14 protein-coding genes are annotated in these 14,816 nt (G+C 66.8%); 9 read left to right on the forward strand and 5 right to left on the reverse strand.

Features of this window, described 5'->3' with window-relative positions; all coding sequences use genetic code 11:
• Positions 1 to 115 precede the first annotated feature (115 nt).
• Positions 116 to 2,539, forward strand: coding sequence for a TonB-dependent receptor plug domain-containing protein (locus HNP60_RS01635; RefSeq protein WP_184149389.1), 2,424 nt, complete (start codon positions 116 to 118; stop codon positions 2,537 to 2,539).
• A 34-nt stretch (positions 2,540 to 2,573) separates the two neighbouring features.
• On the opposite strand, the gene tgt is transcribed toward HNP60_RS01635, so the two are convergent.
• Entirely contained in the window at positions 2,574 to 3,743 is a 1,170-nt protein-coding gene (tgt, locus tag HNP60_RS01640; RefSeq protein WP_184156809.1) for a tRNA guanosine(34) transglycosylase Tgt, read from the reverse strand.
• A 396-nt stretch (positions 3,744 to 4,139) separates the two neighbouring features.
• Between tgt and HNP60_RS01645 the strand changes: the two genes are divergently transcribed.
• Positions 4,140 to 4,661, forward strand: a complete 522-nt coding sequence (locus tag HNP60_RS01645) for a hypothetical protein (protein WP_184149392.1) — start codon at positions 4,140 to 4,142, stop codon at positions 4,659 to 4,661.
• Between the two features lie 408 nt (positions 4,662 to 5,069).
• Entirely contained in the window at positions 5,070 to 5,477 is a 408-nt protein-coding gene (locus tag HNP60_RS01650) for a hypothetical protein (protein ID WP_184149393.1), read from the forward strand.
• A gap of 57 nt (positions 5,478 to 5,534) precedes the next feature.
• On the opposite strand, the gene HNP60_RS01655 is transcribed toward HNP60_RS01650, so the two are convergent.
• The gene (locus HNP60_RS01655) at positions 5,535 to 6,431 is read right to left on the reverse strand and encodes a CHAD domain-containing protein (protein WP_184149396.1); all 897 of its coding nucleotides are present in this window, start codon (positions 6,429 to 6,431) and stop codon (positions 5,535 to 5,537) included.
• Positions 6,432 to 6,513: 82 nt separating this feature from the next.
• Entirely contained in the window at positions 6,514 to 9,306 is a 2,793-nt protein-coding gene (gene polA / locus HNP60_RS01660; protein WP_184149399.1) for a DNA polymerase I, read from the reverse strand.
• Between the two features lie 304 nt (positions 9,307 to 9,610).
• Between polA and HNP60_RS01665 the strand changes: the two genes are divergently transcribed.
• From HNP60_RS01665 to HNP60_RS01685, 5 genes are all read left to right on the forward strand, one after another.
• A complete protein-coding gene (locus HNP60_RS01665) occupies positions 9,611 to 10,354 on the forward strand; it encodes a YebC/PmpR family DNA-binding transcriptional regulator (protein ID WP_184051351.1) in 744 nt (247 codons plus the stop codon).
• A 94-nt stretch (positions 10,355 to 10,448) separates the two neighbouring features.
• Positions 10,449 to 10,943: a crossover junction endodeoxyribonuclease RuvC gene (gene ruvC, locus HNP60_RS01670; protein ID WP_184149403.1), complete on the forward strand. Its 495-nt coding sequence runs from the start codon at positions 10,449 to 10,451 to the stop codon at positions 10,941 to 10,943.
• Between the two features lie 105 nt (positions 10,944 to 11,048).
• The gene (locus HNP60_RS01675; protein ID WP_184149407.1) at positions 11,049 to 11,951 is read left to right on the forward strand and encodes a DUF481 domain-containing protein; all 903 of its coding nucleotides are present in this window, start codon (positions 11,049 to 11,051) and stop codon (positions 11,949 to 11,951) included.
• 345 nt (positions 11,952 to 12,296) lie between these two features.
• Positions 12,297 to 12,752 carry a MarR family winged helix-turn-helix transcriptional regulator gene (locus HNP60_RS01680; protein ID WP_184149410.1) on the forward strand — a complete coding sequence of 152 codons (456 nt, stop codon included), beginning with the start codon at positions 12,297 to 12,299 and terminating at the stop codon, positions 12,750 to 12,752.
• A 26-nt stretch (positions 12,753 to 12,778) separates the two neighbouring features.
• Complete coding sequence (locus tag HNP60_RS01685; RefSeq protein ID WP_184149413.1) at positions 12,779 to 13,186, forward strand: DUF1398 domain-containing protein; 408 nt, start codon at positions 12,779 to 12,781, stop codon at positions 13,184 to 13,186.
• Between the two features lie 42 nt (positions 13,187 to 13,228).
• Here HNP60_RS01685 and HNP60_RS01690 read toward each other — a convergent pair whose 3' ends face one another.
• Together HNP60_RS01690 and HNP60_RS01695 are read right to left on the reverse strand one after the other, a co-directional pair.
• Positions 13,229 to 13,567, reverse strand: a complete 339-nt coding sequence (locus HNP60_RS01690; RefSeq protein ID WP_014074702.1) for a DMT family protein — start codon at positions 13,565 to 13,567, stop codon at positions 13,229 to 13,231.
• Between the two features lie 89 nt (positions 13,568 to 13,656).
• Positions 13,657 to 14,199, reverse strand: a complete 543-nt coding sequence (locus tag HNP60_RS01695; protein WP_184051342.1) for a MarR family winged helix-turn-helix transcriptional regulator — start codon at positions 14,197 to 14,199, stop codon at positions 13,657 to 13,659.
• Positions 14,200 to 14,336: 137 nt separating this feature from the next.
• Between HNP60_RS01695 and HNP60_RS01700 the strand changes: the two genes are divergently transcribed.
• The gene (locus HNP60_RS01700) at positions 14,337 to 14,765 is read left to right on the forward strand and encodes a SufE family protein (RefSeq protein ID WP_184149416.1); all 429 of its coding nucleotides are present in this window, start codon (positions 14,337 to 14,339) and stop codon (positions 14,763 to 14,765) included.
• Positions 14,766 to 14,816: the final 51 nt, after the last annotated feature.

Below are 14,816 nucleotides of genomic sequence, written 5' to 3' on the forward strand. Positions count from 1 at the left end.
ATCAGGACACATAAACACTATCGGCTTCCTGCTGCATCGAGGCCGAGGCAGCCGGTTGACAGGCCTCGCGGCGGCCTTATGAATGATATGGTATATTATAACAATCGGGGGCATCATGATCTATCGAGGGACGGCGGTGATCGCCGCGGGGCTCTTTTCGTTTTCGGCGGCATGGGCGCAGGACGTCCCTGCGGAGCAGGAGGCAGGGGCGCCGGCGGCGCGCGATTCGCGCTCGCAGGAGGCCATCGTGGTCACCGGTTCGCTGATCCGCGGCTTGCCGCGCGAATATATCGCCAGCCCCGTGTTCACATATGACAAGACGGATGTCGTGCGCTCCGGCGCCAATTCGATGTCCGAATATATCCTCACCATCCCCCAGAACTTCGCTTCGGACCTCAGCGATTTCGGCACGGCGGCGACCAGCATCGGCACGTCGCTCAGCACCGCCACGTCCTACAACCAATATGATGCCTTCGCCGCCTTCGCGCTGCGCGGCCTGGCCTCCGACGCGACGCTGACGCTCGTCAACGGGCGACGCATGGCGTCCGTGGGCATGGTCGAGGCCTCCACCGTGTCGGTCATCCCTTCCGCGCTCATCGAGCGCATCGACATCATTTCGGACGGCGCCTCGGCAACATACGGCGCGGACGCGGTCGCCGGCGTCGTCAACATCGTCACCCGCAAGGCCGTCGACGGCGTGGAGCTGCGCGCGCGCGGCGGCGTCATGACCGAGACCGGCGCCACGAGCTGGGACGGCAGCATCCTCGCCGGCCACAGCTGGGGAAGCGGCAGCGTTTACGGCATTGCGAGCTATCAGCGCCGTGACGAGTTCGTCACCGATCCGGTCATCTCCGGCACCACGCCGCTCCAGATCAGCCAGCTGCCGCAGGAGGACCTGAGCGGCTTCTATGCCGGGGTGCGCCAGGAGGTGGGCGACGTCACGCTCTCGGTCGACGGATCGCGCTTCCAGCGGGACCGCCGTGCGCGGCTCGATTATCCGAACACGCCCAACAGCAACCGGGACTATCAGAGCCGCACGACCGGCTGGTCGATCAACGGCAACATGCACTGGGATGGCGGTGGCGAGACCGCCATCGACGTGAATCTCGACTATGGCGAGACCGATTCGGGCAGTGCCCTCACTTATGGCAGCGGCCGCGTCGTCCGTTACAATCACCAGAACACGCTGCTCGTCGCCGAGGTCACTGGCCAGACGGCGCTGGCCTCGCTCCCGGCCGGCCCCCTGATCGTCGCGGGCGGCGCCCAGTATCGCGACGAGACGCTCGAAACGGACGCCGCGATCTTCTTTCACAGGGCAGGCGGCAAGCGCACGGCCCGCTCCGTCTTCGGCGAAGTGAACGTCCCGTTCGTCAGCCCGGACATGGCCGTGCCGCTGGTGCGGAGCCTCACGCTTTCGGCGGCCCTGCGATACGAGGACGTGGAATTCGATTCCGCCCTTGCCCCCAAGATCGGCGTCCGCTGGCAGATCGACCGCTCGATCGCGCTGCGCGGCACCTACGCACGCTCGTTCCTGGTGCCGCGCTTCCGCGACACGATCGGCATCGCCGAGCAGGTCTCCTTCTGGAGCCAGCCTTACCCCTATCTGCCGGCGGGAAGCCAGAACAGCGCCCTGCCGGCCGGCGATGCGCTCGCCATCTATCGCGCCGGCGCCAATCCCGGCCTGGAAACACAGAAGGCGGACACGTTCACCGCGGGCATCGACCTCACGCCCGCCTTCATTCCCGACCTCTCGATCAAGGCCGGCTATTACCGGATCAAGATCAACGGCCGCGTGGTCACGCCCTCGCAGACCGACGCCGCCACGCTGCCGGACCTGCAGGGGTTCAACATCCTCAACCCCAGCGCAGCACAGATCAGCGCCGTCGTGAACAACCCGACCACCTTCCGCTGGTTCTCCGCCAATGTGCCGTTCGTGAACGGCGGCCGCACGGTGACATGGAATGCGGCCAGCGAAATCCCGGCCGACCTGCTCTCGCAAGTGCAGGTGATCATCGACATCAGGCCGCAGAACTTCGCGGTCGAGTTCACGGACGGGCTGGACCTCGACTTTGCCTACAGCACGAGGCTGCTCGGCGGCACCGCGCAATTCCATCTCACCGGCCAGTATATCCTCAATCTCAACCTGCAGGCCGGCAGCGGCGCGCCCGTCTCCCGCCTGGACGGCTATGCCCAGGCATCCGATCTGCGCCTGAACGGCAGCCTGGTATGGGGGCGCGGCGGCGTCTCGCTGGGCACGGTCGTCAACTATGTCGACGGGTTCACCGACAACCGGCCGAACGTCACGCCCGAGAAGGTCGGCTCCTATACGACGGCATCCCTGTTCCTGGGCCTCGATCTCGACCGCCTCACGCGGGCGCCCGCGCTCTCCGACGCGGAAGTCCAGCTTGTCGCTGCGAACGTCTTCGACCAGCGGCCGCCGACCATCCGCAACGGCTATCTCGGCTATGATCCCTACAACAACCCGCCCAATCCACGCACGATCAGCCTCGTCCTGGCCAAGCGCTTTGCCGGGCTGTGAGGGCCGCCTTGCCGGGGCCACCGCCGGGGGCCTCTCAGAACTGCCGCGAGCTATAATCCCGGCGGAAGCCGTCCGCGAAGGCCTTGAGGTCGCCGTGCGCGATCGCGTCGCGCAGGGCGGCCATCAGGGCCTGGTAGAAATGGAGATTATGCTGGGTCATCAGCATGGCGCCCAGCATCTCCCCGGCCTTCACCAGATGGTGGAGGTAGGCGCGGCTGACGCTGCCGCAGGCCGGGCAGGTGCAGCGCGCGTCGAGCGGCGTGGGATCCTCGGCGAAGCGGGCGTTGCGGATGTTGAGCGGCCCGCTCCAGGTGAAGGCCTGCCCGTTGCGGCCCGAGCGGGTCGGCAGCACGCAATCGAACATGTCGATGCCGCGTTCCACCGCGCCCACGATGTCGTCCGGCTTGCCGACGCCCATCAGGTAGCGCGGCTTCCCAGCCGGCAGATGATCCACGCAATGATCGAGGCAGGCGAACATCGCCTCCTGCCCCTCGCCCACGGCGAGGCCGCCCACCGCATAGCCATCGAAGCCGATGTCCACGAGCGCCTGCGCGGACTGGCGCCGCAGCTCGACGTCGAGCGCGCCCTGCTGGATGCCGAACAGCGCCGCCCGCGCGGCATGGTCCCCGCCGCTGTCGAACCCTGCGCGCGAGCGGGCCGCCCAGCGCATGGAGCGCTCCATGGCCTGCGCCTGCGCGTCGCGGCTGGTTGTCGTCGGCACCAGCTCGTCGAAGGCCATCACGATGTCACTGCCGAGCAGGCGCTGGATCTCCATCGATCGCTCGGGGCTCAGCATGTGGCGCGTGCCGTCGATATGGCTGGCGAAGGCCACGCCCTGCTCGGTCACCTTGGTGAGGGCGGAGAGGCTCATCACCTGATAGCCGCCGCTGTCCGTGAGGATCGGCCGCTCCCAGCCCGAAAGGGCGTGCAGGCCGCCCAGCTTCGCCACCCGCTCCGCGCCGGGGCGCAGCATGAGGTGATAAGTGTTGCCCAGGATGATGTCCGCCCCGCTGGCGCGCACCTCGGCCGGGCGCATCGCCTTCACGGTCGCCGCCGTGCCCACGGGCATGAAGGCCGGCGTGCGGATGACACCCCGCTTCATGACGATCTCGCCGGTGCGCGCCTTGCCGTCCGTGGCATGGACGCTGAAGGCGAACCGCGCCGCCTGCGGATCGGCCGGCACGCGAAACGGGGGCGGGGTCATGGATGCAGTCTCGCTCATGCCCGTGCCATAGCGGGCCACAGCTGCATTGAAACCCCCGCGCGCGGGGGTGGCTGGGCAGGGCGGCAAATTTGAGGGGCGGCTGTTGGTTTAGGGCGATGGGGAAAGTGGCGTGAGTGGATGCGACCCAAATAACGCCGTTCCGACGGAGCCCATGATTGTCAGCCCGCGCCTTAACTGGTCATCGTAGCGCCAAGTAGCAGAGCAGGTATGCGCCCATGATCGCCGTAGTACGGCGCGGTTCCACCGCCCGATTACAGTCATTCAGCTGCCAATGCGCCACGCAGCCCAGCTGGAGCTTTGCTGAAAGCGGTTGTCAGCGTTTACGCTTTGCCTCGCCCCTCCTATGGTGAGAATGGTTTAGAGGGGAAAACCAGGATGATGTTGGCTATTTTTCTGGCGGCCCAAGCCGTTGCGACTGAGCATTGCGAAAAGAGGCCTCTTGGCTGGGGCTGCCAATCACAATGGGTGGCCGAACTCCCACATGATGAGCAGAGGGTAGTCCTTCAATTACTTCATGGCGGGCTCAAGATCGAATTTCGCACCGTAGCAGAAAACGCAAAATCTAAGGCAGATTTCTGCTGGGCGACTGCGATTGCTGGATATGGCGAAGCGATGCTTATGATGGGTGCGACAAAAAATCCCGATGTGCGACGGTATCTGTCGTACAACTCTGAGGTGTTTCGTAGAGCCGCTAATCGCTCGATTTCTCTCAGTGAAGCTAACACATTAATCGCAGCGCAGCCTAATCCTTTCGAAATGAGCCCGGTTACTCCTAGCATTGCTGAGGAGATCGGCAACAAATATAAACATCAATACAAAGCGGCAGAAGACGCGTTAATTGCGTTCTCCAAGGTAGCCGCTTCCCGAACGCCAGAATGCCAATCCATTATTGAGTAGCTGCGCGGTGGCGGCTTCCCGTTCCTCTTGGCCGGCGAGCCGCCATTCGCCTACCGGCCAGGGTTGCTCGTTCCGGGGGCGATTACCGTGGAACGCGGACGTCCGCTTAACCGCAACCGGCCGGTCACCGGCACGATCGCTAATGACGGGTTTGTCCCTTTTCTACCGGAAACCGCCAGTCGACATCCCACAACCTTTCCGACATCCGATGACCCAAAAGGCCCAATAAAAGCGGCCCCCTCATCCACCTCCCGGTTTGTCCCCACTCCCTCTCTCCCCATCCCCAATTTTCCGGCTGGACCGGCCGTGCGGCCGCGCTAATGTTTGCTGGCCGAGGAGCGCATCAATGCCCCGGTCAACGCGCTGGCCCCATGCTGCCCGGGGGCTGGCTCTCATGGGGAGAGGTTCGTGGCAGAATTCGACATGATTGACGCGACGGCCTGGGCGGCGATGCTGCTCGGTGCCTTTACACTCGCCGCCGCCATCGGCGCGCTGCGCAAGCCGGGGCTGTGGCAGGCCATGGTCAGGGAAATCGAGCAATCGCCGGCGCTGCAATTGCTCTGCGGGCTGGTCGAGCTGATGCTCGGCGCCGCCATCTATCTCGCCAATCCCTGGATCCCGGCGGATATCCTCACCTGCATCATGAAGACGCTGGGCGGCATCATGATCGTCGAGGCGCTGGTGGTGCTCGCTTTTTCGGACCTCTATTTCCATTTCTGGTTGCGCAACCTGGCGCACATGCAGCGGACATGGGTGATCCTCACGCTCGTCTTCGGCCTCGCGCTCACCGTGGCGGGACTGGCGCGCCTGGCATAGCCCCAGGGGACGGGGCGGCAGGGTCGACCGGCCGCCACGCGCGCACCGCGCGGCCGGTCAGGCGGGGCTGTCCTCGAAGTGCCAGTGGCGGATGAAGGCCGAGGGCTTGTCCTCGAACAGATCCTCGCCCACACGCCGCGCCTTGCGCATGAGGCGCGCGATGCGCTTGCGGGCCAGCGCGGAGAGCAGGGCGGCGGCGGCCGGGTCCGGCAGGGCGTGCGCCTGCGCGCCGATCCGGTCCAGCAGCATGTCGAGATCATGGCGCTCGCCGAGCAGATCACCCAGACGGTCAGCCGGCGCGATCCGGTCGCCGGCATGATCGGGCGCGAGGCTGCGCAGCAGGCGCATGTGCTGCCAGTGATATTTCACCTGCTTGCGCCACTCGTGGCTGGCGGCCGATTCGGCAGGCGAGCCGTCGAGCGCGGCCAGCGTCGCCATGGCGCGCCGCGCCTTGCGATAGGTCTGGCGCAGGCCGGGCAGCAGGGCCGCCTTCCCATGATCCGTGAGCGACCAGCTTTCCGCCCGGACGCGGGCCGCGAGCAAGGGAGCCGCGCAGCCATCGAGCAGCGCCGCCGTCCGGCCGGCCGTGCGTGCGGCCTCGCCGGTCAGCGCTGTGCGCAGGGCGGCCAGCGCGGCGGGGGATATGTCGTCCCCGGCGTCGCGCGCCAGCAGCTCGATCGTCTCGCCCAGAACGCGCCTGTCGCGCGTGCCCGAAAGCGCCGCGCCGATATCGCGAAAGGCGGCATTCTCGGTGCGCCAGGCCGGGAAAGCGGGCCGCACGAGCCGCAGCAGCCCGCGCATCGCCTTGCAGGCGCGGCGGACCTGATGGATCAGGTCCTCGTCCGGCGCCGCGCGCTCCCGGACCAGCGCCAGCGCGCCATCCAGCGTCTCGCACGCGATGCGGCGAAACCCGGCTTCCACGGTGTCATCCGATGGCCTGAAACGAAAGGGCATGCGACCCCGATCCTGACCTCACCCGCCAGCGAGGCTAGTTATTTACCTCCCGAGCGGCAATGGTCCTTTTTGGGGAGGCGCCTCAGTGCGCCGCGCCCCAGCTCGCGCCGGTGCCGATCTCCACGCCCAGCGGCACGGACAGCGTCACCATCGGCGCGGCGGCGCCGGCCATGACCTCGCGGATGACGGGCGTGGCCGCGTCCACATCGCTTTCCGGCAGCTCGAACACCAGCTCGTCATGCACCTGCAGCAGCATCCGCACCCGCTCCAGCCCGGCCTCGCGCAGCGCCGGGCCCATGCGGGCCATGGCGCGCTTGATGATGTCCGCGCTGGTGCCCTGGATCGGCGCATTGATCGCCGCGCGCTCGGCGCCCTGCCGCACATGCTGGATGGATGACCGGATCTGCGGGAACCATGTCTTGCGACCGAACAGGGTGAGGGTGTGGCCGCTTGCCCGCGCTTTCTCCAGCGTCTCGTTGATGTAGACGGAGATGCCGGGGAAACGATCGAAATAGCGGGCGATCATGGCCTGCGCTTCCTCCGGGTCGATCTCCAGCCGGGCCGCGAGGCCCCAGCGCGAGATGCCGTAGAGAATGGCGAAGTTGATCGTCTTGGCGCGGCCGCGCGTATCGCGGTTCACTTCGCCGAACAGCTCCTGGGCTGTCGCGGCGTGAATGTCCTCCCCGCGCTGGAAGGCGGCGCGCAATTGCGGGACATCGGCCATGTGCGCGGCCAGCCGCAGCTCGATCTGGCTGTAGTCCGCCGCGAGGATGACATTGCCGGGCTCGGCGACGAAGGCGTCGCGGATCTGCCGGCCCATCTCGGTGCGGATCGGGATGTTCTGGAGATTGGGATCGGTGGAGCTCAGCCGCCCGGTCTGCGCGCCGGTGAGCGAGTAGCTGGTGTGGACGCGGCCGGTCTCGCGGTTGATCTGCGCCTGCAGCGCATCGGTGTAAGTCGACTTGAGCTTGGCGAGCTGGCGCCAGTCCAGCACCAGCCCGGCGATCTTCACGCCGTCCGCCTTCATTTTCTCGAGCACGGTCACGTCGGTCGAGTAAGCGCCCGACTTGCCCTTCTTGCCGCCCTTGAGGCCCATCTTCTCGAACAGGATCGCGCCGAGCTGCTGGGTGGAGCCGATGGCGAAGGCCTGGCCCGCCTCGGCATGGATCTCCTCTTCAAGCCGCGCCATTTCCTGCGCGAAGCGGCCGGACAGGCGGGAGAGATGATCCCGGTCCACTTTCACGCCGGCCCGTTCCATGCCGGCCACCACCGGGATGAGCGGCCGGTCGACCAGCTCATAGATGCGCGTGGCGCCTTCCTGATGCAGGCGCGGACGGAAACGCGTCCACAGCCGCCAGGTGACGTCCGCATCTTCCCCGCCATAGCGCGTCGCGGCGTCGAGCGGCACCTGCGCGAAGCTGATCGCCTTCTTGCCGGTGCCGGTCACGTCCTTGTAGCTGATGCAGCTGTGCTCCAGCACGGCATGCGCGATCTCGTCCATGCCGTGCCCGGCGAGCGACTGCCCGGCATCGAGATCGAAGCTCATCACCATCGTATCGTCGATGGGGCTGACCTGCAGGCCATGGCGGGCCAGCACGTTGATGTCATATTTGATGTTGTGGCCGATCTTGAGCACGGCCGGATCGACGAGCAAGGGCGCGAGGCGCGCGACGACTCCCGCCATCGGCAATTGCGGCGGCGTCTCGCCGAACATGTCGTCGCTGCTCTTGTGGGCAAGCGGGATGTAGCAGGCCGTGCCCGGCGCGGTGGCGAGGCAGATGCCGACGAGCCCGGCGGCGATGCTGTCCAGCGAATCCGTCTCGGTATCGATGGCAATGATGCCGCTTTCGCGCGCCTGCGTGATCCATGCGTCGAGCCGCTCGAAAGTCGTCACCGTCTCGTAGCTGTCGCAATCGATGGGCGGCAGGGGCACGAAATCGGGCGTGCCGGGGTCCGCCGGCGCGGCCGCCGCCGCCACCGGATCGGCCTTCGTGCGGCCCGGTGCATGGACCGCCATGCGCGAGAGCAGCGAGCTGAAGCCCTGATCCTCCAGGAAATGCCGCAGCGGCTCGGGCGGGATGCCGTCCAGCTTCAGCTCGTCGAGCGTCTGCGGCAGCGGCACTTCGCAATGCAGAGTCACCAGATCGCGCGAGAGGCGGGCGAGGTCGGCATGCTCGATGAGCCGCTCCCGCAATTTGGAGGGCTTCATGTCCGGCGCGGCGGCCAGCACGGCGTCGAGATCGCCATATTCGAGGATGAGCTTCGCGGCCGTCTTGGCGCCCACGCCCGGCACGCCCGGCACATTGTCCACGCTGTCGCCCATCAGCGCGAGCACGTCGCGCAGCTTCTCCGGCGGCACGCCGAACTTCTCCATGACATAGCTGTCGCTGCGCCGCTCGTTCTTCATCGTGTCGAGCATGTCCACGCCGGGCTGGATGAGCTGGGCAAGGTCCTTGTCCGAGGAGACGATGGTGACGTCCCAGCCCTGCGCGCGCGCCTGCACGGTATAGGTGGCGATGATGTCGTCCGCCTCGAAGCCGTCCTCCTCGATGCAGGGCAGCGAGAAGGCGCGGGTCGCTTCCCGGATCAGCGGGAACTGCGGCACCAGATCCTCCGGCGCGGGCGGACGGTGCGCCTTGTACTGATCGTAGAGATCATTGCGGAAGGTGTGCGAGCCCTTGTCGAGGATGACCGCGAGATGCGTGGGCCCTTCCTCCTTGTCCAGCGCATCGGCCAGCTTCCAGAGCATGGTGGTATAGCCATAAACGGCGCCCACGTTCAGCCCGTGGCGGTTCGTCAGCGGGGGAAGCTGGTGATAGGCGCGGAAGATGTAGCTCGAGCCATCGACGAGATAGAGATGATTCCGGGAAGACATGGAATGCGGGATAGCGCTCCCTTGGTCATGAAGCCAGCCTCCCTGCATCCCATGTCGTGCCGGGCCGCCGGCCGCGCGCGCCGCGCACTGGCGCGCTGAAATCGTCCGATGCCGCAGGCTTTCCGCCGTCTTGCGTCGATGAATACCGGCCGCACGCGCGACATTGGTCCGGGCCGCGCTTCCCTTCCGTGCGCAGCCGCCCGATTTCGGAACTGTTCGGTATCGGCACCGCCCCGTTGCCTCCGCGCCCCTGCCGCGATAGGAGGCGCGATCTTTTTCTGGGATCAAGTCGAAGGAGCCGGCCGTGGCAGGCCATAGCAAATTCAAGAACATCATGCATCGCAAGGGCGCGCAGGACAAGAAGCGCTCGGCCATGTTCTCCAAGCTCTCCCGCGAAATCACTGTCGCGGCGAAGATGGGCATGGCGGACCCGGACATGAATCCGCGCCTGCGTCTCGCCGTCAATGCCGCCAAGGCGCAGTCCATGCCCAAGGACAATATCCAGCGGGCCATCGACAAGGCGACCAAGGGGGAGGGCGAGAATTACGAGGAAGTGCGCTACGAGGGCTATGGTCCCGGCGGCGTCGCCATCATCGTGGAAGCACTGACCGACAATCGCAATCGCACCGCCACCAATGTGCGCACGGCCTTCTCCAAGAATGGCGGCAATCTGGGTGCGTCCGGCGCGGTGAGCCACGGTTTCGACCGGATGGGGCTCATCGAATATCCCGCCGCCGTGGGCGATGAGGAAAAGGTGCTGGAAGCGGCCATCGAGGCCGGGGCCGAGGACGTCGAATCCAGTGCGGACGGCCACGCCATCTGGACTGCCATGGATGCCCTGCACGAAGTCTCCAAGGCGCTGGAAGAGACGCTGGGCGCGGCCGACAGCGCCAAGCTCGCCTGGCGCCCGCAGACCACGGTGGAACTGGACGAGACCAATGCCGGCACGCTGCTCAAGCTCGTCGACATGCTCGACGATGACGACGACGTGCAGACCGTGTGGGGCAATTATGAAGTGCCCGACGAGGTGATGGAGAAGCTGGGCTGATGGACCCGCGAGGCGAGGCCATCGTCCTCGCCGCTCCGGGCGATGCACGGCCGGGCCTTGCAGGCGCGGGCGGCTCTTCCGATCGCTTGCCCACATGCTGATCCTCGGTCTCGATCCCGGGCTGGGGACGACCGGCTGGGGGCTGGTGAGAGCGCAGGGGAACCGGCTTTCGCATGTCGGCAATGGCCAGATCCGCACCGATGCCGCCTTGCCGCTGCCGAGCCGCCTCGTCGCGCTCGATGCCGCGCTTGCCGCGCTGATCGCCGCCAACGCGCCCGATGAGGCGGCGGTGGAGGAAGTGTTCGTCAACAGCAATCCGCAATCCACGCTCAAGCTGGGGCAGGCGCGCGGCGTGGTGCTGCTCGCGCCGGCGCGGGCGGGCCTTCCGGTCAGCGAATATGCCGCGCGGCTCGTCAAGAAATCGCTTGTCGGCGTGGGCAGCGCCAGCAAGGATCAGGTGCATGCCATGGTCGCCCGGCTGCTGCCGGGGGCCGTCATCAGCGGCGCGGATGCGGCCGATGCGCTGGCGGTCGCGATCACCCATGCGCATATCGGCGCGACGACCCGGCGCCGCGCGGGGCTTGCCTGAGCGCCTGTCCGGCGTCAGGCGAATAAATGTATACGATTCGTGTCCGGACTATGGCCGAGCGTTGCGCGATCGGATAAGGACCCATCAGCGGAAAGGAGGATGTTCATGACGTTACCCGTGCGGGCGATCACGTTGATCGTCCTGCTGGCATCCGTGGGCGTCCCCGCGAGGGCCGAACTGCCGGCGCCGGTCCGGGCCATGCTGGATGCGGCCATTGCGAGCGGCAACGAGAGCGATATCGCCAGCGTCGCCAAGGTCGCGAAGGTCGCAAATCCGACGGATGCGAAAGAAATAGACGCGATGGTCGCCAGCCATCGCCAGGCCGTCAAGCGGGCGGAGCTGGCGCACAAGCGTGAAGCCGGCACGTTCGAGGATTGGCACGGCAATGGCGAACTGGGCGGCTCCACGACCACCGGCAATACCCGGAGCGCCGGCCTGAGCGCTGGCCTTACATTGACCAAGACCGGCATCAAGTGGCGCCACAGGGTGCGGGCAACCACGGACTATCAACGCAATGACGGCGCGACCACCCGCAACCAGTGGATGGCCAGCTACGAGCCCAATTTCCAGCTGCGCGACAGCTTCTACCTGTTCGGCCTCGCCATGTACGAGAAGGACCGCTTCCAGGGTTTTTCCGATCGCACCACCGTGTCCGGCGGCTTCGGCTACCGCGCGGTGGAGACCGATGACCTGAAGATCGATATCAAGGGCGGCCCCGCCTGGCGCGGCACGCACTGGCTGGACGACCCGGCGACCAATGAACTTGAGGGGCTGGCCGGCACCGATCTGGTCTGGCGCCTCACATCGCGCATCGAGATCAGCGACAATGCCCAGGCGATCTGGGGCGCGGACAACAGCACCTACAGCAATACCGCCGCCTTCACGGCGAAGCTCAACGGCTCGCTGTCCGGCCGCTTCTCCTATGCCGTGCGGCACGAGACCAATCCGCCGCCCGGCTCGGTGGCGACCGACACCATCACGCGCGCCACGCTGGTCTACGGCTTCTAAGCGCGCGGCGATCAACATTCAGGGTTTCTGGCTGAACCGGCCCCCGGTCCATGGCTGCGAGATTGTTGACTAGGAAACTATAGTTGGCTAGTTTTCTGGCCGGCGTGGACAAACTGCCAGGCCATGGCGGCGTGCCCTGTCGCGTTATTCAGGATGTCATCCCGGACTTGCCCCGGGATCCCGCTTCTTCCGGTTTTCCAAGCCGGCTGGAGCGGGCGATCCTCAAGGTAGCGGGATCCCGGGGCAAGCCCGGGATGACAAAGGGAAATGGCTGAAATGCCGGCTTCCGGCTTCTTCGAAGGTCGCGAATTTGTCCGCGTTGCCTCGTCAACAAAAGGGAAGGTCATGGCTCACGGCATATCCGATCTCGAGGCGCATCTGGGCTATCTGCTGCGATCGGTCTCCAACCATGTCTCGCACAGCTTCGCGCTGGCGCTGGAAACGCAGGGCGTCACGGTGGCGGAATGGGTGATGCTGCGGGCGCTCTATGGGGAGGCACCGATGCCTCCGAGCCGCCTTGCCGAAACGCTCGGCCTCACGCGCGGCGCGATCAGCAAGCTCGCCGACCGGCTCGTCGCCAAGGCCTTCGTGCAACGCACGGCGGATGCGCGGGACGGCCGGATGCACAGCCTGTCCCTCACCCCGGCGGGCGAAGCACTGGTGCCGGTGCTCGCGCGGCTCGCGGACGAGAACGACGCGCGGTTCTTCGGAAGCCTCGCCCCGCCGGAACGCGCCGCGATCGAGACGGCGCTGCGGGCCATCATCCATCGGGAGGGCCTCGCGGCCGTCCCCGTCAACTGATCCACCATCCCATGGAGCCGCACGACATGCAGGACGAACTGAAGGACATCGCCGCCCGCTGCCTCGCCGGCGCGGAAGACGACAGCATGACATTCCCCCAGATCGTCGGCGCGCTCATCGATGCCGGCTTCGAGGGATATGCGGTGGACTATCGGGCCGGGACCGCCAGCTATTACCTGCCCGCCGGGCGCTGTTTCACGCTGCCGATCCGGGACGAGGGGCCGCCCGTGGCCGCCGCTTTCGATGCGCCCGCGATCCGCGCCGCCATCGCGCAGGCGCAGGCCCTGGCGCCCGGCTACACTTATGCCGGCTTCTGCAGGACAGTGCGGGACGCGGGATGCGCCGGCTATCTGGTGTCCTTCTCCGGCCGGCGCGCGCTTTATTATGGCCGGACTGCAGAGACGCATGTCGAGTTGTTCCCCGACGCGCCCTGAGAAGGTGCCGGGTGCGGCCCGGCGCGACGAACGCTCAGCATCTCAGTTCCGGCCCCAGAACAGGAAGGCCACCGCGCCCATCAGGCACAGGAAGGCGCCGGCATGCCGCCAGTTCACCGGCTCGCCGAGGTAGGTGACCATGAAGATGCCGAAGATGCCGAGCGCAATGACTTCCTGCACGACCTTGAGCTGCCCGGCGCTCCAGCCGCTGGCATAGCCGAGGCGATTGGCCGGCACGGCGAAGCAATATTCGAACAGGGCAATGCCCCAGCTCATCAGGATGACCAGCAGCAGCGGGCGCGTCATGCCGCCCTTGAGATGCCAGTACCAGGCGAAGGTCATGAAAATGTTCGAGACGAGCAGGAGCGCGATGGTCGGCATGGCGCCCTGAATGCCAGCAGGCTGCGGGAAACGCCATGGGGGATGTGCGGGCAGTCCGGCGGCGGGGTGACCGGGCGGCGGCGGGCGGTTCAGGTGCGCGCCACTCGCGCGAAGATCTGCCGGAGCGTTTGCGCGCATTGCTCAAGCTCCCGGTCGGAAAGATCGGCCAGCATGGCGCGCCGCTCGCTGTCGAGGATCGGCTGGATCTTGTGGACCACGGCAAGGCCCGCCGGCGTGAGCGTCACCAGCTTGGAGCGGCCGTCGCGCGGATTGTCCCGTCGCTCGATGAGGCCGTCTGCCGCCAGACCTTCCACCACGCGGACGAGGGTGGGCCACTGCACGAGCAGCCGCTGGCCAAGATCGGTCAGCGTCACCGGCTGGGGGCCGAAAGCGATGGTGAACAGCGCCTGCCAGCGCGCCCGGCTCTGCCCCGTCTCGGCGCGCAGCCGGTTGTCGATATGCGTGACCCACGAGCGGCCGGCCATCACCAGCAGGCGCGACAGGCGATACTCCCGGTCGAGCCGCTCGCCCACGGGATAGAAATCATTGTAGAAGCACGCCCAGTCGTCGAAATCGCTGATGGTGGCCCGCGCTTCGCTGTCCGTCTTCTTCATACCCCCGTCGGCAGCCATGCCCTCTCCGTCCCAGTCGTTAATCCTACCCTTGTAGACGGTTGCGGCGAGAAAGGAACGGCGTTCGTGGACAGGCTGTGGCCGGGCGCGCGCCACTTCCCGCTGGCCTCGCCGCGCGCGGCGCCTATATGGAGCGCATGACCAGTCCCACGTTCCGGCAGATCCTGGAAGATTACGAACTCCTCGAAGGCGACGAGCGCTATCGCCTGCTGATCGACCTCGGCCGCGCGCTCGAGCCCATGCCGGACGCGCTGAAGACCGACGCGACGCTGGTGCGCGGCTGCTCTGCCGCCGTGTGGGTCTACCCCACCCGGCGCGAGGACGGCGCGCTGCATTTCCTGGCGGACAGCAATGCCGCGATCACCAAGGGCATCATCGCGCTGGTGCTGCTCGCCGTGCAGGATCGCATGCCCGCCGAGGTGGCGACAGCCGACATCGAGGGCGCGCTGGCGCCCTTCGATCTCAAGCGCCAGCTCTCCTCCAACCGCACCCAGGGCCTGCCCAACATGATCGCCCTGATCCGCGAGACGGCCACGCGGCTGGCGGCCGGCGAACAGGGCTCGTAGCGGGGCATCGTCCGTCCGGCCGCCGGACGGAGGCGATGCGCGAGCGGCGGT

Source organism: Sphingobium lignivorans (assembly GCF_014203955.1).
Taxonomy (GTDB): Bacteria; Pseudomonadota; Alphaproteobacteria; order Sphingomonadales; family Sphingomonadaceae; genus Sphingobium; species Sphingobium lignivorans.